Below are 22,530 nucleotides of genomic sequence, written 5' to 3'. Positions count from 1 at the left end.
GCCGACTCATGACGGGGACGCCATCTTGAGTTTCTGGATGACGTCGGTGACCTGTTCGTAGATCGCCTGGCGTTCACCCATCTGACGCTGGATCTTCTCGACGGCGTGGATCACCGTCGTGTGGTCGCGGCCGCCGAACAGGCGGGCGATCGACGGATAGCTCAGGTCGGTCTGCTCGCGGAACACGTACATCGCGATCTGGCGGGCGGTGACGAGTGGCCGCTGCCGGCTCTTGCCCTTCAGGGCTTCGACGTCGAAGTTGAGGATGCGGGCGATCTCGGCCAGCAGTTCCTCGTCGGTGCGTGGCTTGACCTCGATGTCGGTGAGGAGATCGTGGAGCTGCTGCTGGGCGAGCTCGGTCGTGATCGGTGCACCGCTCAGGCTGGCGTACGCGGTGACGCGGATGAGGGCGCCTTCGAGTTCGCGGATGTTGGTGGCGATCTTCGAGGCGATGAACTCGAGGGTCTCGGCGGGCACCCGCACCTTCTCGCGTTCGGCCTTGTTGCGGAGGATCGCGAGACGGGTCTCCATGTCGGGGGGCTGGATGTCGGTGATCAGCCCCCACTTGAACCGCCCACGCAGGCGTTCCTCGAGCGTCGGGATCGCGTCGGGCATGCGGTCGGAGCTGATGACGATCTGCTTGTTCGCGCCGTGCAGCGAGTTGAAGGTGTGGAAGAACTCCTCCTGGAGGCCTTCTTTGCCTTCGAGGAATTGGACGTCGTCGATGAGCAGGACGTCGATCTCGCGGTAGCGGCGACGGAGGCCGGCCATCGAGTTCGAGCGGATCGCGTCGACGTACTCGTTCATGAACGTCTCGGTCGACACATACCGCACGACGTGGTGCTGGTAGTTCGAGTGGACGTAGTGGCCGATCGCGTGCAGCAGGTGGGTCTTGCCGAGACCGGCCGAACCGTAGATGAACAGCGGGTTGTAGCTGCGAGCGGGTGTCTCGGCGACGCGCAGGGCAGCAGCCAGCGCGAACTGGTTGGATGCACCCTTCACGAACGTCTCGAAGGTGTACCGAGGATTCAGTCCGGCGTCGTCGAGGGCGGCGTTCGGGTCGGTTGTGACCCCGCTGACCTGGGGTGACTCGGTTTCGGCGACCGGTTCGGCGGTGGGGATCAGGGTGTTGATCACCGGCACCTCGCCCGTGTGTTCGGGTCGCTCGGCACCGCCGATGATGACATCGAACCGGCGATCGGAGAACCCGAGATCGGCCATCGCGTCGGTGATCAGGGGTTGGTAGCGGGTGAGGATCCGTTCCCGCGCCAGGGTGCTCGGCACCTGGATGACGAGCTGCTGATGGTCGTCGTCGAGCTGGGGGACGACCTCGGCGAAGGTGGAGTACCAGACCGATTCGGTGAGCTGGGAGCGCAGGATCTGAGCAACGGCGGTCCACACTTCGTCTTGATCGCTCATCCCACCTCCTGCGTGGTCTCCGGTCTGTGGATCTCGCGCCGTGACGACGCTCGAACCGGTGGTCGGACCCGATGCCTTCGGCGTCCACACGGTTGTCCACAGGTGTGGACAAGGGTCCTGTCACGGCAGGCGTCGCAACCTACCACGTTCCCCCACATCGTCGAAACGGCGCAGGCAATGGGATTGGGGAAATCCGCGGTCCGGCGGTGTCGCCCCTGGTCAGGGTCTCACCGGGCACCTCCTCGCGGCATCACCGCCGACGTCGCGGCCGGGGGCCAGGTGTCCCTGTGGACACATGGCACGACAACGGACACGGTGCGGGTCGACGGGCGGTTGGGAGCGGTCCCGGTGGTCGCCGGATGCGGTTGCAATGGGAATTCCCGGATGGTTGGCACTGGTCGGCGCGCGCCCGTAGCCTTGTCAGGTCGAAAGGGCGCGCCCGCGGGCGGGCCCATCAGTGCATCACAACGTGTCGGCCGGCCCTGCTGCCGCTCGGCCGACCAGGAGACGACCATGAAGCGTACTTTTCAACCCAATGCCCAGCGTCGTGCGAAGAAGCACGGCTTCCGTGCTCGCATGAGCACCCGCGCCGGACGGAACATCATCAAGAACCGTCGCGCCAAGGGCCGCGCCCGACTCTCGGCTTGATCCAACGGATTCACGGCCGTCACGCCTTCAGCACCCTGTCGCGTGACGGGCGACGAATCCGTCGATCGTCCCTCTGGTGCAGCTGGTGTCCGCAACCGAGTTCGAACGCGACACGCGTGGCGTACTCGATCGGGCGCGCCTGCGGTCCGGCGGTGACGCGGAATCGTCTGCGTCGCCGACTCCGGGAGATCGTGCGGCATCTCGATCAGCGAGAGCCGCTGCCCCCGGGACTGTTGCTGATCGGCGCGAAGCCGACAGCGACCGAACTGACGTTCGATCAACTGCGCACGGAGATCGAGCAGTTGCTCCGTGCTGCCACGAGCACACCGACGTCGTCGTGACGACGGTCGAGGGGTCCGATGTGACGACGGCACACGTCGATCTTCCGGACCACTCCCCCGCTCAACGCCTGCTCCTCCGCGGTATCGGTGCGTACCAGCGCGCCTTCGAAGGGCGCCCGTCGCCGTGCCGTTTCTTCCCGTCCTGTTCCGAGTACGGCGCCGAGGCGATCCACCTGCACGGTGCCGGTCGCGGGTCGTGGCTGACGATGCGTCGGCTGCTGCGTTGCCGCCCACTCGGCCCGTCCGGGTTCGACCCGGTTCCACCCCCGCACGATCATCTGGAGCACTGATCCATGCTCGCCATCGACTTCTTCGAGTACCCGGCCGCCCTCCTGGCGTGGCTGTACGCCCTGACCAGCAACTACGCGCTGGCGATCGCGTTGATCGCCGTGATCGTGATGCTGCTGGTGACCCCGCTGATCCTCAAGAGCACCAAGGGCATGCTCGAGATGCAGCGCCTGGCCCCCGAGATGCGCCGCCTGCAGGCGGAGTACAAGGACGACCGCCAGAAGCTCAACGAAGAGATGATGAAGCTCTACCAGGAGCACAAGGTCAACCCGATGGCCTCGTGCCTGCCCCTGGTCGCCCAGATGCCGGTGTTCATCATCATGTTCCGCGTCCTGCACGGCCTGACCTACAAGCCCGACGGCGGCAACGAGCTCATGGCCCAGACCGTGCTCAACGCCGCCGGTGACACCGGGCCGATCGGCTTCGTGCCCCGATACCTGTCGGAGGGCTCCGACATGTACCAGTCGCTGGTGCGTTCCGAGCACATGGAGTCGTTCGGGCTCGACCTGTCGGTCTCCCCCGCCGAGATGCTCGGCACCGACTTCACCCGAGGCCTCATCTACGCGGCGCTCGTCGTGGCGCTCGGTGCCCTCTACTTCGTCCAGCAGCGCATGGTGGCCGCTCGAGCCGCCGTGAGCCCGACCATGTCGCCGACCCAGCAGAAGCTGATGCAGTACCTGCCGGTCGCGTTCGCCGTGTTCCAGGTGTTCTTCCTGCTCGGCCTGGTCGTCTACTACATCGTGCAGTCGATCCTTCGGATCCTGCAACAGCTCTACATCACCAAGCGGTTCTACGCGGGCGACGAGTCGCTCGGCCGGCAGGCCCAGGCGGCGAGCGAGAAGGCTCGCGAGATGGCCAAGGCCGATGGCGGCGGCGGTGCACTCGCCAAGGCTCGCCGTGACCTCGCCGAGGCCAAGCAAGCTCAGTCGAAGGCCAAGGATCGTTCGAAGGACGCCACGTCCAAGTCGGCGAAGTCGAACTCGAACGATCAGGTCCGCCCGACCAAGCGCACCACAGCCCCGAAGAACCGACCCACCCCGAGCGCAAAGGGCGGATCGTCGTCGCGGCAGCGGCCGACGTCGACGAAACGCCACAAGAAGAAGTGACGCGCTCGTCAATCAGGCACAAGGAGCAACATGGAATGGGTCGTGACCACCGGCAAGACGGTGGATGAAGCCAAGGAGCTGGCACTCGATCAGCTCGGCGTGGCACGTGACGATGCCGAGTTCGAGGTCGTCGAAGAGGCCAAGACCGGCTTGTTCGGTCGGGTGAAGAGCGAGGCTCGCGTCCGGGCCCGCGTCAAGCCGGCGCAGGTGCGTCCGAAGCAGGACCGCCGTGATCGCCGCCGCGGGAACAAGTCGAAGCGCGGCGGTCGTGACCGCAACGACAACCGGAACGACAACCGGAACGACAACCGGAGCAAGCATCAGAACGACGCCGGCAACGACGACGGTGGTGCCGTCGCCACGGCGACCGACGACCAGGCCGACGCCAAGCAGGCCCGCACGCCTCAACAGGATCAGCAACGGTCGTCGAACGGCCAACGGGGGCGCTCGAAGCGCCAGCGGACAGACAAGGAGCATGCCGCCATGGAAGACAACGGAACCGAGACCGAGGTCTCGCCGCAAGAAGTCGGTGACGCCGCAGTGGCGTTCATGAGCGGGCTCGCCACGGCGTTCGGTGCCGAGGCCACGACCGACGTCGAGATCGACGGCACCGAGATCGACGTCCGGGTGTCCGGCGACGAACTCGGCCTGCTGGTCGGCCCCGGCGGCCGCACCCTCACCGCCGTCCAAGACCTGGCCCGTGTCTCGTCGCAGCGCCGCCTGGGCGATCACGAGACCCGCCTGCGGATCGACGTCGGCGGCTACCGCGAGAAGCGCAAGGGCGCACTCGAGAAGTTCGCCGTCGCCGTTGCGAACCAGGTGATCGAGGCCGGCAGCACCAAGGCGCTCGAGCCGATGTCGTCGGCCGACCGCAAGGTCGTCCACGATGCGATCACCGAGATCGACGGTGTGACCAGCCGGTCCGAAGGCGACGAGCCCAACCGCCGGGTGGTCATCAGCCCCGCCTGATCGTGGATCGTCACCCTGATCTGTTCGAAACGCTGCGCCAGGCGCAGCGTTTCGGCTTTTTCGGCGACCGCGCCATCGATGAGGCGGTCGCCCACGCCGAACAGTACGTCACCGCCATCGGCGATCGTTCCGGCCGACTCCTCGACCTCGGCAGCGGCGGCGGTTTGCCGGGTCTGGTGGTCGCCGACGCCCGGCCTGATCTGGAGATCGTGTTGCTCGACCGTCGGCAGAAGCGGACCGACTTCCTCGAGCGAGCGGTCCGGCGCCTGGGCTTCGAGCAGGTATCGGTCGCCTGTCGTGACGCCGACGAGGTCGTGCGTGAGGTGACCGACGGCGTCGACCCTGGGTTCGACATCGTGACCGCTCGTGGCTTCGGACCGCCCGAGTTCACGCTCCGAACGGCAGCAGGCTGTGTGCGGCCGGGCGGCTGCATCGTGATCAGTGAGCCGCCGACGGGTGACCGCTGGCCGGCCGAGCTCCTCGACGAGCTCCACCTCTCCCCCACCCGCACGGGCACAGTCATCCGCTTCGACGCCCCCTGACGAACCGTCGTTAGGTCTGGCTCGACGGCGTGTTCCGCCCCGGCTGGTACGACGCTCCGCCGGTGGTTCGGCGAACGCCACCGGGGTCTCTGGTCGGGTACGACGATTCGTTCCCGTGGCTGACACGCCGGGCAATGGGTCAAGTGATCTGCCGGTAGCGGCTCGTCCGTCGCCGTCGCCCGCGACACCTGTCCGGAATGCGCTGAACTGTTTCACGAGAAACGCGCCTCCGGGTCAGGTGCCAGAGGTGACGACTCGCCCTCTGGGCGAGTCGTTCCCGGCGGTCACCTGACTCCGGGGTCCTGTTGTGGGGTACGACGATTCGTTCCCGTGGCTGACGCGCCGGGCAATGGGTCAAGCGATCTGCCGGTAGCGGCTCCCCCTCGCCGTGCGTTTCGGTAGGACGAGGCTTCGCCGGCGGTACCTGTCCGGAATGCGCTGAACTGTTTCACGTGAAACGCGCCTCCGGGGTCCTGCGGTCGGATACGCCGGCTCGTTCCCGGTGGTTGACGCGCCGGGCTCCGGACCAGGTCATCTCCCGGGAAGCTCCGCCGCATGTTTCACGTGAAACGCACCACCTGACCCCCGGCCCCCATCGTCTGGCTCGCCGGCATGTTCACCGGTGGTTCGCCGAACGGTACCGGGTCAGGGTGATCCGCACGGTGTCGCTCCTTTCCCGTGACCGTGATGCCTGTCCGGAATGCGTTGACGTGTTCACGTGAAACGTCCTCGGCGCTGTTGGCCTGGCTCGACGGCTCGTTCTCGCACTGGTCGTCGATACGGATCCAGGTCAGCTGATCCGCGCGGCTCGTTCCTCTCCGGCACCTCCGAGAGCTGACCCGAAGGGAACGACATGTTTCACGTGAAACAGCCTGCGGTGTGGAGACCGCAGCTCGTTTGGTTTCACGTGGAACATTCCGGGGTCTATCCGCGGTTCTGCGGTCTGGAGCGGGCAGAATGGCGGGCGATGGATGCCGCAGCTGCTCCTCGGCCGCCGGTTCGAGAACTCCCCCGTGTCATCGCCGTTGCCAACCAGAAAGGTGGCGTCGGCAAGACGACGACGACGATCAACCTGGGTGCGTGTCTCGCCGAACTCGGACTCCGCACCCTGGTGATCGATCTCGACCCGCAGGGCAATGCGTCCACGGGTCTGGGCATCGAGAATCGTGGGCTCGAGGTCTCGATGTACCACGTACTCATGCACGACGAGCCGCTCGAGAACGTGATCGAGCCGACCGACGTCCGTGGGCTGTTCGTCGCGCCGGCCAGTCTCGACCTGGCGGGTGCCGAGATCGAGCTGGTCCCGGCGTTCTCTCGCGAAACACGGCTCCGTCAGGCGATCGCGGCGGTGATCGACGATTACGACTATGTCCTCATCGACTGCCCGCCCACGCTCGGCCTGCTGACGGTCAACGGACTGGCGGCGGCGAGTGAGGTGCTCGTCCCGATCCAGACCGAGTACTACGCGCTCGAAGGACTCGGTCAGTTGCTGCGCAACGTCGACCTGGTGAAGCGCAATCTGAACCCCGATCTCGATGTCTCGACGATCGTGTGCGTCATGTACGACGCTCGTACCAAGCTCTCGGAACAGGTCGTCGCCGAAGTGCGTGACCACTTCGGCGAGAAGGTGGTCCGTCCGGTGGTCCCTCGTTCGGTCCGCCTGTCGGAGGCGCCGTCGTTCGGCCAGCCGATCATCGTCTATGACCCCCGCTCGAACGGCGCCGTCGCGTATCGCGACGTCGCGAAGGAGGTGCACCATGGCCCGGCGTAGTGGAGGACTCGGCAAGGGCTTGAGTTCGCTGATCCCACCCGGTGAGGCGACACCGGGCGGTGGTGACGACACGGCGGTGCTGCGTGAGATCCCGATCGCCGACATCGTCCCGAACCCGCATCAGCCACGCGTGCACTTCGACGAGGAGTCGCTGGCCGAGTTGACGGCGTCGATCCAGCAGATCGGCGTGCTGCAGCCAATCCTCGTGCGCGAGGTCGAGGACGGGTTCGAACTCGTGGCGGGGGAGCGGCGCTGGCGTGCTGCGACCCGTGCCGGCTTGGCGGCCGTCCCGGCCGTCGTGCGGACGACCGACGATCTGTCGTCGGTCGAGCAGGCGTTGGTCGAGAACCTGCATCGCCAAGATCTCACCCCGCTCGAAGAGGCGGCGGCGTATCAGCAGCTGATCGAGGACTTCGAGCTCACCCACGAGGATGTCGCCGATCGCGTCGGCAAGAGCCGCTCGGCCGTGACCAACACGCTGCGGCTGCTCGGTCTCCCACCGACGATCCAGCATCTGCTGGCGGATGGTCGGCTGTCGGCCGGGCATGCCCGCGCCCTGCTCGGCACGCCGGACCGTGCCCTCCAGGCCTCGATCGCCGAGCGCGCGGTCGACGAAGGGTGGACGGTCCGGATGGTCGAGCTCGCCGTCAAGAACGGGGGACTGCCGCAGGCACCGGTCGCCGACGAACCCGAGCCGCGACCGTCCGACGCACCGTCACCCGAGCCGTCGCTCGATGGCGCCGGCGTTGCGCCGACCACTCGGTTGCGACCGCCCGGCTTGCTCGAACTCGAGGAGTTGCTGGCCGATCATCTGGCGACGCGTGTCCAGGTGCAGATGGGTGCGAAGAAGGGCAAGATCGCGATCGAGTTCGCGGATCTCGAAGATCTGGAGCGGATCTACCGCCGGATGACCGAGCCCGACACCGACGCTGAGTGACGCGCTGAACGCAGCGGGCAAACAGCACCTCAATGCGGCGTCGCCCGTCTTGTGGACAACCTTCGACCCGCGCGTGAGGTTGTCCCCACGACTCTCAACATCATCCACAGACGCGACGTGAGACTTGCTGTCATTGTGTGACGCTCGACACACCAGATGTGAGAAATACGGCGGTTATGCACACAGATCGCGCGCAAAGCGTGGATCCGGGGCTCAACGTCAACCACAGGCAGGGGACAACCTTGTGGATAACGCAGTTCGGCGGTGGAGGACGACGTACGCCGACCGAGCGACCGGATCAGTCGTCGAGGGGGGTGGCAGCCCAGCGCTCGAGTGCCTCGACCACGGCTTCGACGAGGCGCGGCGCGTCGTCGAGGGCGCGATGGGCGTCGCCGACGGTGAACAGCACCGCCGGCATCCGGGTCTCTCGCAGGATCGGGAGTCGCATCCCGTGCACCGAGGGGGTGACGGCGGCTGTGGTGGCGCACGCGTCGGCGATCCGGGTCGCCAGGGCTCGTCCCCCGACCGATTCGAACTGGGGCACCTGGTAGAAGTGCACCGTCGGGTCGGACTCGGGCGTCGCCTCGAAGCCGATGTACACCGTGGCGGCAAAACGGTTGGCGGCCACGGCCTGGGCACTCGCGTCGGGCTCGTCGCTGGCCACCACGGTGGCGCTGCGGTGGCGGAGCGCCTGGATCAGCTGCCGGCTGAGGCCGCTGAGCCCGCCGAACTGGCCGACGACGACCCGCAGGTCGGCCAGGCTCCGTGCCGTGGCCGTGAGAGAGGCGAGCTCGCGGACGGCGGTGATGCCGGGGCCGGTGCCCGTCTGGCGTGCCAGGACGTTCAGGGCCCGCACGGTGTCGGGGCCACACACCCCGTCGACGTACAGACCGCAGTTGTGCTGGAAGTCTTCGACGGCATGCGCCGTCGAGGGTCCGAAGATGCCGTCGACCCGACCGGAGTCGAAGCCGAGGCGGGCCAGCGAGGCCTGGAGCTCACCGACGTCGTCGCCACGCAGGTTGGGGGCGACGTGCATGAGCAGCCGGTCGCCGAGCTTCCATGTCGCTTCCACGAGGGCACGCCACGTCTCGTCGTCGCACTCACCGGTGGTGCGGACGCCGCGATGGGCTTGGAAGTCACGCAGGGCCTGTTCCGTGGACGCGCAAAAAAAAACCCGCCTCGGCGCCGTCGGGAGCGAACCCGGCGGCACCGAGGCGGCGTTGCAGGTCGCGCACGGCCTCGCCGCGCTGACCCGGCGTCAGTGGGAGGTCGCCAGGAATTCGTCGAGCTCCTGCAGGAGGGCGCCCTTGCCCTTGGCGCCGACGATCTTCTTCTTCACGTCGCCACCGTCGATGACCAGGAGCGTCGGGATGCTCATGACCTGGTAGCGCATGGCGATGTCGGGGTTCTCGTCGACGTTCAGCTTCGTGATCTGGAGCTGCCCGTCGAGTTCGCCGGCGAGCTCTTCGAGGATCGGGGCGATCTGCTTGCAGGGCCCGCACCATTCCGCCCAGAAATCGACGAGCACCGGGGTGCTCGAACCCGCGACGGTCTCGTCGAATGTCGCGGTGGTGAGGTTGGTGATGCCGTTGGCCATGTCACGTCCTTTGGATCGGTCGCCGGTACAGCGAGTGTAGTGAGGAGAAACCCCACGACCGACCGATCCATTCCCGACCGATGTGATCGGGAATGGTGCGATCGGGGATCGGCTGACGCGCTGTTCGAGCCAGCGCCGGGGTCGAGAGGGGGTCGGAACGAGCGCCGAGATCAGGCGTCGTGCTGGGCTTCGAGCCAGCGTTCGGCGTCGATCGCCGCCATGCAACCCGAACCGGCGGCGGTGATCGCCTGGCGGTAGGTGTGATCCTGCACGTCGCCGCAGGCGAAGACACCCGCGATGTTGGTGTAGCTCGAATCGGGCATCGTCGTGAGGTAGCCGTTGTCCTCGAGCTGCAGCTGGCCGGCGAACAGGTCGGTGTTGGGACGGTGGCCGATCGCCACGAACACGCCGGTGACGTCGAGATCGCTCACCGTGCCGTCGACCGTGTTGGTGACCTGCACCCCGGTGACCGAGCCGTCGCCGTGGATGTCGGTGACGGTGTGGTTCCACAGGAAGTCGATCTTCGGGTTGGCGAAGGCTCGCTCCTGCATGATCTTGCTGGCGCGCAGCTCGTCGCGACGGTGGATGATCGTGACCTTGTCGGCGAACTTCGTGAGGAACGTGGCTTCTTCGATCGCCGAATCGCCACCGCCGACCACGGCGATGTTCTGGCCACGGAAGAAGAAGCCGTCGCAGGTGGCGCAGGTGGACAGGCCGTGTCCGAGCAGGCGCGTCTCGGCCTCGAGGCCGAGCATGAGGGAGCGGGCGCCGGTGGACACGATGATCGCATCGGCCTGGTACAGGTCGTCGCGGACCCACACCTTGAAGGGGCGTTCGCTGAGATCGACCTTGGTGACCTTCTCGGTGAGGAAGTCGGCACCGAAGCGCTCGGCCTGCTTGCGGAAGTTCATCATGAGCTCGGGGCCCATGATGCCCTCGGGGAACCCGGGGAAGTTCTCGACCTCGGTGGTCAGCATGAGCTGGCCGCCCGGCTGGTCGGAGGTGGACGACGGCTCACCCTCGATCACGAGGGGGGCGAGGTTGGCGCGGGCGGTGTAGATCGCGGCCGTGAGGCCGGCGGGACCGGACCCGACGATGATGACGTTGCGAACGTCGGACATGCTTGGACTCCGTGGATGCTGGGGGCGTTCAGAACGCGCTGGTGCGCTTCTTCATGAGCAACAACCCGACGATCGACAAGATTCCCCCGAGCACGAAGTAGCTCACGTACACCGCTCGTTCCCACGACAGGAACAGGTTGAACAGCGACTGCAGGCCACGCGTGGCGAAGATGAGGAACAGGATCAGCAGGGCGAACCCGATGAAGGCTGCCAGGAGGCCGAACACCACACCACGAACGACGACGATCGCGTTGTCGGTGGTCTTCTGACGGACCGTCCCGACGAACTCGGTGATCTGGTCGGTGACCTCGTTGGCCCAGTTGTCGTCGGTCAGCGGATTGCCCGGCATGACGACGAGACTAGCCGCGCCGGTACCCGGCCCGGCCAGATCCGTTCGGGTGATCCGCATCGGGCTCGTCGGGTCCGATGGCGTTCGTCGGCGAGTCAGCGTTCGTCGAGGTCGACGCTGAGCACGACGATGCACTCGTCGCGATCGACGGCGTGGACGACCCGCTCGATCTCGTCGATCTCGATGAGGACCTCTCGGATCTCGCCGTCGTCGTCGAGCAGCGCGGCACCGAGCACGTTGTAGAACTCGCAGCGGTACTCGGGTGTGGGGCCGAGTGCGCCCTCGGCGCGCTCGGCGAGCAGGTACCACCCGGCAGCGCGGAGCTGGAGCGGACCCATGATGGGAACCTCGAACTCGAAATGGAGCGAGGGGTCGTCGAGCGCCGGCGGGCCTGCTGCTGCGCCGGTGGCGTCCTCGCCGTCGCTCGCTGGTTCGTCGGCCATCTCGGCGTCGCCCGAATCCATGTCGTCGCCCTCGGCGACGTCGGCCGACTCCTCGGCCGGTTCCTCGGCGGGCTCTTCCGCGGGTTCGTCGGCCATCTCCATGTCGTCGGCGCCCATGTCGTCGCTCTCGGCCTCGGCGGCGAACACCTCGTCGGCCATCTCCGACTCGGTCATCCGGTCGGCATCGGCGTCGGGAAGATCGAGCGCGTCGTCGGCCGGTTCGTCGGCGAGCACCATGTCGGCCGTCTCGTCGCCGGCAGTGTCGAGGCTGTCGTCGTCGCCCCCGCTGCGGGTGACGATCACGCCGACACCGACGACCAGCACGAGCGCCGCGGCTGCGGTGCCGAGCCACTGCGGGCTGGCGAAGCGCTGCCACAGCGGCACCACGACGGCGTCGGGTTCGGCCGGCACGGCCGGTTCCGGCGCTGCTGCGAACTGCTCGTGGAAGGCCGCCATGGCTGCGCCGATCGCCGCCTCACGGGCGCCGTCCGATGGCGGTTCGACCTCGGCGATGCCGGCCCGGAGTGCGCGCAACTGCTCGACCTCGGCCATCACTGCCGGGTCGGCCTCTGCGGCTCGCCGTTCGTCGTCGGTCAGTTCACCGTCGAGATAGGCGCTCGCAAGCGTGTCGGGATCGTGCATCATGTCGTGTCAGGTGGTCGTGGGGGAGGGGGCCCGTCGCGACGTTCAGGAGTTGGACGTTCCGGGTCGGGTGTCCGGTTCCCGAGTCGTTCGACGAGCATCTTCCGGCCTCTGGCGATGCGGGACTTGACGGTACCGACCGGCACGCCGAGTTCGTCCGCGATCTCGGCGTAGTCGAGGTCGCCGACGTCGCGCATCACCACGGGGATGCGGAAGTCGTCGGGGAGTTCGGCGAGGGCATCGTCGATCGCGAGGCGATCCGCGACCGACTCCACGACCCGGTGCGACAGCTCGTCGGCCTGCTCGGGCATGCCGTGCTGCTCGTCGTCGTCGGGCACGCTGTGCAGCTGCGGTCGGCGCTTGCGCTTGCGGAGTTCGTCGAGCGAGGTGTTCGTGGCGATCCGGTACGCCCAGGTGCCGAACGCGGAGCGGCCGTCGAACTTGTCGAGATTGCGGACGATGCGGATCATCGCCTCCTGCGCCGCGTCGTCGGCGTCGCGGGTCGACCCGGCGATGCGGCGGCACACCGCGTGCACCCGGTCGTAGTGACGCCGGAGCAAGGCGTCCATCGCGGCCGCGTCACCCTGGCGGGCGGCCGAGACGAGTTCGTCGTCCGACCGTTCGAACGCGGTCACGGCTGGTAGCTGACTTCTCCGAGCCGACCCCGATAGGGGTTGGCATTGCTGCACGCATCGTCGGGCCCGAGCTCGGTGAGCCAGAGCAGGAGGTGCGTGGCGGCCACGTCGACGTCGGTGGTCACCGTCGCCGGGTCGTCCCCGAAGTTGTTGTCGCCGATCCGCGTCCAGCCGTCGAGATCGGCGGGTGCCGCCTCGTCGGTGCTGGCGTAGACCTCGAGCTGGTACGGGCCGTTGAGGGCGTCGACGCTGAGTCGACCGGCCGAGGGTGCGGACAGGCTGAGGATCAGGCCCACACCCCGCTTGCCGCCCAGGTACTTGTCGCTGTAGCACTCGGTCGGCCAGGCGGTCGAGGTGCTGCCGTCGGCCAGCGCGAGTGACGCCTGGCCGTTGTTCTCGGTGCCGTTGGTGCCGTCGGGGTCCCAGGCCAGGACGTCGACGATCGACACCGGGCCGGCAGCGACGTCGCCTGCCTCGTCGGTGGCGTCGTCGATCTGCTCGTCGGCGACCGCGTCGGGTTCGTCGGCGGGCACGATCGTCTCGATCGTGAGGTCGTCGGCCGAGTCGCCCTGGTTGAGCCCGACGAACAGCGCACCGGCGACGACGAGCGCGATCACCACGAGACCGCCGACGACCACGAGTGACGGCGTCCACCGCTGGGCGTCCTGTCGGGCCGGCGTCCCGACCGGCACCGGGCCGGCGGGTGTCGGGTCGCGCTGCTCGGTCTCGGGTGCGGGAGCAGTGGCCGGGGTGCGGTCGTCGGTGCGCGTGACGGGAACGGCACCGCTGATGTGCGGGTCGCCCGGCACGCCGGGACCGGCGCCGAGGGCACGCGTCGGCGGGTTGGCGATCCGCGGCGGAGGTTCGGCCGGGGTGCCGTCGATCGGTGGGGGAGAGGTGTCGACCGCGAGCAGGGCCGCTCGCAGGTCGCTGCCGGTCTGGGGCCGGTGGGCCGGGTTGCGGGCCAGCGTCTTGTGGATCAGGTTGACGAGGCCGATCGGCAGGGTGGGCCGCAGGTGCCCGAGATCGGTGGGGTCGCGCTGCAGGCGGGCCAGGGCCGTGTCGGCGTCGGTCTCGCCCAGGAACGGGACGCGCCCGGCGAGGCATTCGTAGAGCACGAGCGCCAGCGAGTAGAGGTCGGCGCGACCGTCGAGTCGGCGGCCTCGCACCTGCTCGGGCGACAGGTACTTGGCCGTACCCATCATCACGTTGTCGCTGGTGAGGTCTTCGTCGCCCGGCTGCAACCCCTTGGCGATGCCGAAGTCGGTGAGCAGCACGCGACCGTCGGAGGTGACGAGGATGTTGCCGGGCTTGACGTCGCGGTGGACGAACCCGTTGCGATGCGCCTCGTCGAGTGCACCGGCGATCGCGGCGCCGATGTGGATCGTGAGTTCGGGCCCGAGCCGCTTCTGGCTGTCGAGCAGTTGGCGGAGGCTCTTGCCGTCGACCAGTTGCATGACGACGGCCTGGCGACCCTCGTGGGCGACGACGTCGTGCACGCCGACGATGTTCGGGTGGTTGAGTCGTGCGACGGCGATCGCTTCGCGACGGAACCGTTCGGCGACGATCGGATCGCTCGCCAGGTTGGTCTTCAACCACTTGACCGCGACGCGGCGATCGAGGTCGGTGTCGGTGGCGACCCACACCTCGGCCATGCCGCCCTGGCCGATGCGACGCTCGAGCCGATACCGGCCCGCGAGCAGTTCACCTACCGGTGCGCGAGGAGGAGGTGCTGCCGACGACGCCATGATCGTCCGCCACGCTAGTGGGCGAGTCCTGCGGTATCAGGGCAATGTCGGATGATGTCTGACATCATCCGAGACATCAACCGGCGTTCAGGAGCTGAAGGCGACGCCGATCGTGCCCTGGCCGGTGTGGGTACCGATGACGGGGCCGATGTCGCCGATCACGATCTCGCCGTCGTACAGGGGCTGGAGCATGGCGACGAACTCGTCGACGTCGTCGCAATCGGCGTGGAGCACCGCGAGGTCGTTGACGTCGTCGCCGTACGACTTCACCTTGTCGACGAGGAACTTCAGCGCCTTGCTGCGCGTGCGCTGCTTGCCGGCCTGGGCGACCTCACCGTCGACGACCTCGACGATCGGCTTGATGGCGAGGGCCGTCGCGAGCAGTGCCTTGGCGCCACCGATGCGGCCGCCCTTCTTGAGGTTCTCGAGGGTGTCGAGGGCGCCGAACACGTGCGTGCGGTTGGCGCGGTCGGTCGACATGTTCTCGACCTCGTCGAGCGAGGCACCCTCGCCGGCGGCGCGTGCAGCGGCGATGACCATGGTGCCGACACCGAGCGTGACGCTGCGGCTGTCGACGACGCGGACGTCGATCGTCTCCGACACCGAGCGGGCGGCGAGCTCGGCGCTCTGCATGGTCGCGGACAGCTTGCCCGACAGGCTGATGACGACGATGCCGGTGGCGCCGTCGTCGGCGAGCTCGCGGTAGACCTTCTCGAACTGGCCGGGCGCGGGCGCCGCGGTCTCGGGAAGGGCGTCCTGCGCTGCGCACTTCTGCCAGAACTGTTCGGTGGACAGCTCCTCGCGATCGATGAACTCGTCGTCGCCGAAGCGGATCGAGAGCGGGACGACGCGCACGCCGAGGTCGGTGACGACGGACTCGGGCAGGTCGCAGGACGAATCGGTGACGATACGGACACTCACGGGGTCCGGATCTTACTCCGGTTCGGCCGGTGCTGTCTCGGGGACGCCGTCGTTGCTGCCGGTCGGGGTGTCGGTCGTGGTATCGGTTCGGCTGCCGGTGCCGGTGCCGGCGCGGTGTGAACCGTTGGCCCCGAGGCGGCCCGGCCACGCCGGGGCCCGCTCGTCTGCTCCGGTCGTGTCGGTCGCTCCCGTCGACTCGCCGTCGTGCTGGTCGCCGTGCTCGTCGCCGGCGTGGACTCCCGCGTCGCCGTTCGACGGGTGACGGCTCGACGCTGCGGCCATCGTCTCGGCGCGGCGCCGACGGAAGTAGCTGTACCACCAGCTCAGCAGCACCAGGAGCGCGCCGACGGTGACGACCCGACCGAGGCCGCTCAGGCTGGTGACCCGGGCGGTCATCTCGACCGGTTCGGTGAGCAGGTTGCCGACCGGGGTGCGCACCTCGACCATGACCGGGAACAGGCCGTTCGATCGCGTCTCGACCGGGACCACCACGTCGGTGACGTCGCCAGGGGCCAGCACGGCGGTCACGTCGCCGCCGGGCACCGACAACTTGTCGGAGGTGAGCCGCACGACGACGGTCATCGGTGTCGACCCGGTGTTCTCGATCCGGACCGGCACGTCGGCCTGGCGACCGGCGATCGTGAACTGGTACGCCTCGGGAGGCAGGATCGCGGCGCGGACCGATGCGATGTCGTCGTCGACCGCCGTGATGATCGAGTCGGCTTCGACCGATGTCAGCCCGGTCGACATCGCCAGCTGTAGCGACGTCTCCCATTCGGTCGGACGCTCGTCGTCGGTCGGCAGCATCGAGGTCGTGTCGTCGGCGAGGAGCCGCGAGGCGCCGGCACGGTCGACACGGGGCTCGAGTTCGACGGGTGGTTCGGCGTCGAGCTGCACCGTGTGGGGTTCGTGGTCGACGAAGAACGTGTTGATCTGGGACAGCCGCGAGATCGCGTCGAAACCGAGTTCGGGATGGGAGCCGACGAAGCGTTCGACCTCGGCGAGTGTCGCACCGTCGGGGGCCGACAGGTCGGGGGCCGTGAGCACCATGCCGCGTAGATCGGGCTCGAGCCCGTAGCGGACGGCGCCGGTGCCGGCCACGACCCGGACGGCGCGCTCGGTGGCATTGAAGCGGTCGTCGACGTCGCCGGCGAGACGCTCGTCGATCGCATCGACGATGATCATCCGCATCAGGGACCGGTCGGGGAGTTCGGCGCCCGACAGCAGCGTCGTGTCGACGAACGCGCCGATGTTGTCGTCGAACTCGAGGTACCGCTCCTGGGACACGACGAGGAGCGGGATGCCGAGGTCGCGCAACGTCGCTGCGCCGTCGGGGGTGATGTCGGTGGTGACCGGCCACGCCGACCGGGCGATCGGCACGCCGGGGAACGTCCGGGTGAGGAGTTCCTCGCCGACGACGACCCGGTCGGTGAACGTGCCGACGAGGTCGACCGAGGCGGCGGACGACGGGTCGAGCTCGACGTCGGGCAACGCCAGCAGCAGGTCGCCGGGCCCGAGCGCCGCCTGCAGCCGTTCGATCGCTGCGGGCTCGGTCGCGACGAACTCGGTGACGACGGTCGGTGGCAGGGAGAGGGTGACGGGCCCGTCGACGGCGTCGACCAGCTCGGCGACGCGTTCGAGCTGGGTGCGTGCGTCGTCGAGTTGTGCCTCGGTCGGTGTCGGTCCGAAGTCGTCGATCGCGGCGAACACGGCATAGGTGAGTGGTCCGCGACCGAACCGTGAGGTGTCGAGCACCTCGATGAAGGTCGTGTGGTCGGCGGCGATGCGGCCGTCGCGCCGGATCTGGACCGTGAGTGGGTACACCCCGGCCTCGGTGAGGTCGAGCCGATCGAAGTCGGTCCCGGTCTCGGTGAGTTCGATCTGGAGGTCGACGATGCGGTCGCCGGTCGCCTCGTCGACCCGGGCGACGTCGTCGAGATCGAACTGGACGATGTCGATGATGGGACCCGGGTCGCCGTCGTCGACCGCGTCGACCTCGGCGCGTGACTCGACGGAGGCGTGGGCGCGGACCTGGACGACCATCTCGGGACCGGCCGGCACCGTCGGGGTCGGGGCCGGTTCGGTGGTCGGCACCGTCGCCGCCGGTGTCGTCGGCTCGGGTGCGGGCGGCGGCTCCACCTGCCCGGGCACGGTGGTGGGGACCGTCGTCGTGGTGGTGGTCGTCGTCGTCGTGGTGGTGGTCGTCGTGGTGGTCGTGTTCGTGGTGGTGATCTCGGGGACGTCGCCGGTCACGAGCAACGAGAGGCGCACGGTGCCGCCCGGGTCGACGGTGTAGGTCTCGTCGAGCAGCGACATGCCGTCGGACGTGTCAGCCGTGTCGGACGTGTCGGACGATTGGGCGGGCCGCGCCGACGATGCGGTACCGGCCACGGTGACCACTGCGACCGTGACCAGCGCGACGACGAAGGCCGCCGTGATCGACGCGATGCTGCGGAGACGCGCCACGGGTCAGGTGAGCCGACGCTCGGCGATCACGAGTTCGTCGGTCAGGTCGACGAAGCCGAGCGACCGGTACAGGCTCAGCGCGGCATCGTTGGTGACGCCGGTGTTGACGAGCGCCTGATCGGCGCTCCGGCGCTGCATCCAGCGCAAGGCGTCGACGACCAGATCGTGTCCGGCGCCACGTCGGCGGGCATCGGGCCGGACGGCGAGTCGCTGCAGGTAGCCGTGGTCGCCGGCGGCCCCGGAGATCGCGAATCCGATGATCCCGTCATTGGATCGGGCAACGCGCGACGACGAACTGGGCGTGGCGTGGCGAATGTCGCGCAGGCTCGTCGCCGAGTTGCCCCACAGCAATCCGAACGACTCACGATCGATCTGGCTGCACGGGGTGAGGTGCCACGGTCGGAGCCGACCGAGCTGCACCTCGCCGCGCAGCTCGGGGAGTTCGGTGTCGAGATCGAACGCGAGCAGTGCCAGGCGGTCGATCACATCGAAGCCGTCGGCGAGCACGACGTCGGCCGCGCCCGGGAACATCGCCGAGGTCCGAATCGCGCGGGCGCCCTTGCGGATCGCGTGGGCGATTGCGTCGTCGAGTTCGTCGCGCGACGGGAGGTGCTGATGGTCGGTGAAGATCAGGTGCGCGACGGATGCGTCGCTCGGCCACGCACGCATCCGCCATGTGCGTGCCACGGGCCTGGTGGTCCGCACCGCAGATTGATTCACGCGCGAAACGGTAGTCCGCTCGACGAGCGTTTTCCTGGGCGCCCCGCCTGCGTCACCTCGTGATCATGGGTCGTTCGTGCCTGGCCTGCCGTCGGCTCGTTAGCCTGGTCGGGCCATGATCCCGGACCGCTTCGCCCCTGTTCTCGACGAACTCCGACCCGTCGCCGAACGGTTCGAGCAGGCGGGTCATCGGCTCTACCTGGTGGGCGGAACGGTCCGCGACCTGCTCGTCGACACCGGGCGGAGCGACTTCGACCTCGACCTGACGACCGACGCCCGACCGGATGCCATCAAGGCGTGCATCGAGGGATGGGCCGACGCGATCTGGACACAGGGGGAGCGGTTCGGCACGATCGGCGCCAAGTTCGGCGACCGCACCTACGAGATCACGACGTTCCGGGCCGAGATCTACGCCGACGACTCGCGCAAGCCCCACGTCACCTACTCCGACGACATCGAGACCGACCTCGCCCGACGCGACTTCACGATCAACGCGATGGCGCTCGAGCTGACCGGCGGCGCCACCCCCACCCTCGTCGATCCGCACGGCGGAGCAGCCGATCTGATGCAGCGGGTGCTGCGTACCCCGCTCGGCCCCGACATCAGCTTCAGCGACGACCCGCTCCGCATGCTGCGCGCCGCCCGGTTCATCGCCCGGTTCGAACTGACACCGACCGACGAACTCGTCGCGGCCGTCGAGACGATGCGCGCACGGATGGAGATCGTGTCGGCCGAGCGCATTCGCGACGAGTTCGACAAGCTGATCACCGTCGACCATCCCGCGGCGGGGCTCTGGTTCCTGCACGACACCGGTCTCGCCGACGAGTTCCTGCCGGAGCTGTCGGCGATGCGCCTCGAGCACGATCCGATCCATCGTCACAAGGACGTCCTCACCCACTCGATCGCGGTCGTCGAGAACGTCCGGCCGCCGCACGAGCAGCCCGACGACCGGCCCGAGTTCGACTTCCGGCTGGTTCGCCTCGCAGCACTGTTCCACGACATCGGCAAGCCGCGCACCCGCGGCTATCTCGAGGGCAAGGGCACCACGTTCCACCACCACGACGCGGTCGGTGCGCGGATGACCAAGAAGCGGATGACGGCGCTGCGCTACTCGAACGACGACGTCGCCGCCGTGACCGAGCTGGTCGCGCTGCATCTCCGATTCCACACGTACCGCCTGGGGTGGAGCGATGCGGCCGTGCGACGGTACGTGCGCGACGCCGGCGACCTGCTCCACGAGCTGAACGTCCTGACGCGTTGCGACTGCACGACCCGCAACGAGCGCAAGGCCCGCACCTTGTCGAAGCGGATGGACGATCTCGAGGAGCGCATCGCCGAACTCGCCGAGGCCGAGGAGATCGCCAAGATCCGACCCGAGCTCGACGGCAAGGCCGTGATGGACCATCTCGGCATCGGCCCCGGTCGTGAGGTCGGCGAGGCGCTCCAGTTCCTCCTCGACATCCGCCTCGACGAGGGGATCCTCGGTGAGGACGAGGTCACCCGACGCCTCGACGAGTGGTGGGCCGCCCGTTCCTGACACGGCCCGTCGTCGAACCTGATCACACTGCTATCCCCGATCTCACCCGGCGCGCGGCCCTAACCTCGTCACGTGAACCTGAGCGCTGACACCACCCTGGTCGTCATCGGCACCGTCTCGGTGCTGGCGCTCTCGGCGAGCGTCTGGAACACGCGGCGTCAGACGGTTCGGATGAACCGGCAGCTCGCCGTGGTCGAATCGGCCGAGGCCGAGGTGCGACGCCTGCTCGACGAACTGCCCGAGGCGGTGATGCTCGTCGACCGTGACGGCATCGTCCGCTCGACCAACGCCGCTGCGCTCGCGATGTTCGACCTGACTCGTCGGGCGATGGTCGACACCCACCTCGCCGACTACGTCGAGACCGATGATCAGGCCGACCTGCTCGCCGGATTGCAGCGTGCCTTCACCGGCGACGACGTCGAGCCGATCCAGATGCAGGTCCACACCGGCGCGACCGAACGCGCCGTGATCGAGGCGTCGTTCCACCTGCCGCGTCAGACCACCGTGTTCGATCAGGAGTCGCGTCTCGTCGTGCGGTTCCGCGACATCTCCGAACGCGAGCAGCAGGCCCGCGAGCTGAGCCAGGCGCGCAAGCGGTTCCATCAGGCGTTCCAGTCGGCACCGACCGGGATGGCCCTGGTGCGGCTCGACGACGGGCGCATCGTCGACGCCAACCAGTCGCTCGCCGACATGCTCCGCTACGACGTCAACGAGTTGGTCGGCTGCACCCTGCGCGAGTTCACCCATCCCGACGACGTGCGTGCGGCGCAGCCGCATCGCGCCCGGCTCGAACTCGGCATCGTCGACTCGTTCCGGATCGACCAGCGGTACCGCCGACGTGACGGCGAGTTCGTGTGGGCCCGCACCAGGGTGTCGACCACCGAGGACGACGGCCAGATGCTGGCGATCACCCATGTCGAGGACGTCACCGAGCAGCGCCGCGCCGCCGCCCAGCTCCGGTACGCGGCACGTCACGACGAACTGACGGGGCTACCCAACCGGTCGTTCATGATGCACAAGCTCGCCGACCGGTTGGCGACCGCCGAGATCAACGACGTGGCGGTGCTGTTCGTCGACGTCGACCAGTTCAAGGTCGTCAACGACAGCCTGGGGCACGAGGTCGGCGACCAGCTGATCCGCGAGATCGCCCGGCGTCTCTCGTCGGCGTTGCGTGACGACGACGTGCTCGCCCGCTTCGGCGGCGACGAGTTCGTCGTGATGCTGCGCGGCGAGCCGGTCGACGTTGCCGAGCGGCTCCGACGTGCGGTACATCCGCCGGTCACGATCGACGAGCACGACCTGTACGTCACCGCCTCGATCGGGTACTCGACCAACTACGAGGTCGGCATGTCACCGAACGACATGCTGCGCGACGCCGACGCCGCCATGTACCGGGCCAAGGCTCGTGGCCGCGACTGCGTCGAGGCGTTCGAGGCCGGCAGCCACGTGACCGGCGTGAAGGCGCTCAAGACGACGGGCGAGCTGCGACGCGGGATCGAGCGCGGCGAGATCGTGCCGTACTTCCAGCCGATCGTCGACCTGCCGTCGGGTCGCATCCAGGGGTACGAGGTGCTGTGCCGATGGCTGCACCCCGACCGCGGTCTGCTGCCACCGGGTGAGTTCCTCCCGTTGGCCGAGGAGTCGGGACTGCTGACCGATCTCGGCAACCGGATCCTGCGCGACTCGCTCGCGCAGCTGGCGGCGTGGCAGGCGTCCGACCTGCCCTTCGCCGACTGCTATCTGTCGGTGAACGTCGGCACCCGCCAGCTCGTCGACCCCGGCTTCTTCGACACCGTGTCGGAGGCGCTCGCCGAGACCGGCACCGACGCCGACAAGGTGTGGCTGGAGATCACCGAGACCGCGCTGCTCTCCGATGTGAAAGCGGCCAGCGTGGCGTTGCGTGAGCTGCGCAGCCTGGGCCTGCACCTGTCGGTCGACGACTTCGGCACCGGCTACTCGTCGCTCACGTACCTGAAGCGGTTCCCGGTGGAGACGATCAAGATCGACCGCTCGTTCGTCGCCGGGCTCGGCATCGAGCAGGAGGACTCGACGATCGTCGAGGCGGTCGTCCGGCTCGGACAGTCACTCGGGTTGAGTGTCGTGGCCGAAGGCATCGAGTCGCCCCTGCAGCTGAACCGGCTGCGCGAACTCGGGTGCGACAAGGGGCAGGGATACCTGTTCGGCCGGCCCCGTCCGGCCGCGCTCATCGAGTCGGAACGCGCCGGCGTCTGACGACGCCTGCGTGACCCTCGCCACATCGGCGCGAGAGTTCACCGGGACGAAACACGCGCGTCGGATCCGGCCCGTAGGTTGGTCGTCAGGCGTCGAGC

The 22,530-nt window shown here is 68.2% G+C and carries 21 protein-coding genes and 1 pseudogene; 10 read left to right on the top strand and 12 right to left on the bottom strand.

Going from position 1 to position 22,530, the window contains the following annotated elements:
* Positions 1 to 6 precede the first annotated feature (6 nt).
* Positions 7 to 1,419 carry a chromosomal replication initiator protein DnaA gene (gene dnaA, locus BDK89_RS21120; RefSeq protein WP_133870842.1) on the bottom strand — a complete coding sequence of 471 codons (1,413 nt, stop codon included), beginning with the start codon at positions 1,417 to 1,419 and terminating at the stop codon, positions 7 to 9.
* Between the two features lie 513 nt (positions 1,420 to 1,932).
* On the opposite strand from dnaA, the gene rpmH reads away from it, so the two are divergent.
* From rpmH to BDK89_RS21080, 8 genes are all read left to right on the top strand, one after another.
* Positions 1,933 to 2,067: a 50S ribosomal protein L34 gene (rpmH, locus tag BDK89_RS21115; RefSeq protein WP_133870841.1), complete on the top strand. Its 135-nt coding sequence runs from the start codon at positions 1,933 to 1,935 to the stop codon at positions 2,065 to 2,067.
* Positions 2,064 to 2,408, top strand: a complete 345-nt coding sequence (gene rnpA, locus BDK89_RS21110) for a ribonuclease P protein component (protein ID WP_133870840.1) — start codon at positions 2,064 to 2,066, stop codon at positions 2,406 to 2,408. Before rpmH ends, rnpA begins: the two co-directional genes overlap by 4 nt.
* Before the next feature lie 20 nt (positions 2,409 to 2,428).
* Positions 2,429 to 2,698 carry a membrane protein insertion efficiency factor YidD gene (gene yidD, locus BDK89_RS21105; RefSeq protein WP_133870839.1) on the top strand — a complete coding sequence of 90 codons (270 nt, stop codon included), beginning with the start codon at positions 2,429 to 2,431 and terminating at the stop codon, positions 2,696 to 2,698.
* A 3-nt stretch (positions 2,699 to 2,701) separates the two neighbouring features.
* Positions 2,702 to 3,802 carry a YidC/Oxa1 family membrane protein insertase gene (locus BDK89_RS21100; RefSeq protein ID WP_133870838.1) on the top strand — a complete coding sequence of 367 codons (1,101 nt, stop codon included), beginning with the start codon at positions 2,702 to 2,704 and terminating at the stop codon, positions 3,800 to 3,802.
* Between the two features lie 30 nt (positions 3,803 to 3,832).
* Positions 3,833 to 4,771: an RNA-binding cell elongation regulator Jag/EloR gene (jag, locus tag BDK89_RS21095; protein WP_133870837.1), complete on the top strand. Its 939-nt coding sequence runs from the start codon at positions 3,833 to 3,835 to the stop codon at positions 4,769 to 4,771.
* A 2-nt stretch (positions 4,772 to 4,773) separates the two neighbouring features.
* Positions 4,774 to 5,313, top strand: a complete 540-nt coding sequence (locus BDK89_RS21090) for an RsmG family class I SAM-dependent methyltransferase (RefSeq protein WP_208294158.1) — start codon at positions 4,774 to 4,776, stop codon at positions 5,311 to 5,313.
* A 967-nt stretch (positions 5,314 to 6,280) separates the two neighbouring features.
* The gene (locus tag BDK89_RS21085) at positions 6,281 to 7,084 is read left to right on the top strand and encodes a ParA family protein (RefSeq protein ID WP_133870835.1); all 804 of its coding nucleotides are present in this window, start codon (positions 6,281 to 6,283) and stop codon (positions 7,082 to 7,084) included.
* A complete protein-coding gene (locus BDK89_RS21080) occupies positions 7,071 to 8,021 on the top strand; it encodes a ParB/RepB/Spo0J family partition protein (RefSeq protein ID WP_133870834.1) in 951 nt (316 codons plus the stop codon). The genes BDK89_RS21085 and BDK89_RS21080 overlap by 14 nt, the downstream gene beginning before the upstream one ends.
* A gap of 298 nt (positions 8,022 to 8,319) precedes the next feature.
* On the opposite strand, the gene BDK89_RS21075 is transcribed toward BDK89_RS21080, so the two are convergent.
* From BDK89_RS21075 to BDK89_RS21030, 11 genes and pseudogenes are all read right to left on the bottom strand, one after another.
* Complete coding sequence (locus BDK89_RS21075; protein ID WP_166657756.1) at positions 8,320 to 9,093, bottom strand: peptidoglycan-binding protein; 774 nt, start codon at positions 9,091 to 9,093, stop codon at positions 8,320 to 8,322.
* Between the two features lie 12 nt (positions 9,094 to 9,105).
* Positions 9,106 to 9,231 (bottom strand): annotated as a pseudogene (locus BDK89_RS22755) (peptidoglycan-binding domain-containing protein); the annotation flags it as partial.
* 48 nt (positions 9,232 to 9,279) lie between these two features.
* A complete protein-coding gene (trxA, locus tag BDK89_RS21070; protein WP_133870832.1) occupies positions 9,280 to 9,618 on the bottom strand; it encodes a thioredoxin in 339 nt (112 codons plus the stop codon).
* Between the two features lie 170 nt (positions 9,619 to 9,788).
* Positions 9,789 to 10,739, bottom strand: coding sequence for a thioredoxin-disulfide reductase (gene trxB / locus BDK89_RS21065; protein WP_133870831.1), 951 nt, complete (start codon positions 10,737 to 10,739; stop codon positions 9,789 to 9,791).
* Between the two features lie 28 nt (positions 10,740 to 10,767).
* The gene (locus tag BDK89_RS21060; RefSeq protein WP_133870830.1) at positions 10,768 to 11,088 is read right to left on the bottom strand and encodes a hypothetical protein; all 321 of its coding nucleotides are present in this window, start codon (positions 11,086 to 11,088) and stop codon (positions 10,768 to 10,770) included.
* A 95-nt stretch (positions 11,089 to 11,183) separates the two neighbouring features.
* Positions 11,184 to 12,176, bottom strand: coding sequence for an anti-sigma factor family protein (locus tag BDK89_RS21970; protein ID WP_166657755.1), 993 nt, complete (start codon positions 12,174 to 12,176; stop codon positions 11,184 to 11,186).
* Positions 12,173 to 12,808 (bottom strand): RNA polymerase sigma factor, encoded by a 636-nt coding sequence (locus tag BDK89_RS21050; protein ID WP_133870829.1) that lies wholly within the window; start codon positions 12,806 to 12,808, stop codon positions 12,173 to 12,175. Before BDK89_RS21050 ends, BDK89_RS21970 begins: the two co-directional genes overlap by 4 nt.
* Positions 12,805 to 14,556, bottom strand: a complete 1,752-nt coding sequence (locus tag BDK89_RS21045) for a serine/threonine-protein kinase (RefSeq protein WP_133870828.1) — start codon at positions 14,554 to 14,556, stop codon at positions 12,805 to 12,807. Before BDK89_RS21045 ends, BDK89_RS21050 begins: the two co-directional genes overlap by 4 nt.
* An 87-nt stretch (positions 14,557 to 14,643) precedes the next feature.
* Positions 14,644 to 15,477, bottom strand: a complete 834-nt coding sequence (locus tag BDK89_RS21040) for a DegV family protein (protein WP_133870827.1) — start codon at positions 15,475 to 15,477, stop codon at positions 14,644 to 14,646.
* Between the two features lie 12 nt (positions 15,478 to 15,489).
* Positions 15,490 to 17,943 (bottom strand): DUF6049 family protein, encoded by a 2,454-nt coding sequence (locus BDK89_RS22280; protein ID WP_208294157.1) that lies wholly within the window; start codon positions 17,941 to 17,943, stop codon positions 15,490 to 15,492.
* Between the two features lie 3 nt (positions 17,944 to 17,946).
* The gene (locus tag BDK89_RS21030; protein ID WP_133870826.1) at positions 17,947 to 18,663 is read right to left on the bottom strand and encodes a GNAT family N-acetyltransferase; all 717 of its coding nucleotides are present in this window, start codon (positions 18,661 to 18,663) and stop codon (positions 17,947 to 17,949) included.
* 115 nt (positions 18,664 to 18,778) lie between these two features.
* Here BDK89_RS21030 and BDK89_RS21025 point away from each other — a divergent pair, with 115 nt between their 5' ends.
* Positions 18,779 to 20,200, top strand: a complete 1,422-nt coding sequence (locus BDK89_RS21025) for a CCA tRNA nucleotidyltransferase (protein WP_133870825.1) — start codon at positions 18,779 to 18,781, stop codon at positions 20,198 to 20,200.
* 72 nt (positions 20,201 to 20,272) lie between these two features.
* Positions 20,273 to 22,432 carry a putative bifunctional diguanylate cyclase/phosphodiesterase gene (locus BDK89_RS21020; RefSeq protein WP_133870824.1) on the top strand — a complete coding sequence of 720 codons (2,160 nt, stop codon included), beginning with the start codon at positions 20,273 to 20,275 and terminating at the stop codon, positions 22,430 to 22,432.
* The last annotated feature ends 98 nt before the right edge of the window (positions 22,433 to 22,530 follow it).

Origin of the sequence: Ilumatobacter fluminis (assembly GCF_004364865.1) — a bacterium.
GTDB lineage: Bacteria > Actinomycetota > Acidimicrobiia > Acidimicrobiales > Ilumatobacteraceae > Ilumatobacter > Ilumatobacter fluminis.
The sequence above is the reverse complement of the archived record's forward strand: the minus strand, read 5'-3'. Positions and strand labels throughout refer to the sequence as shown.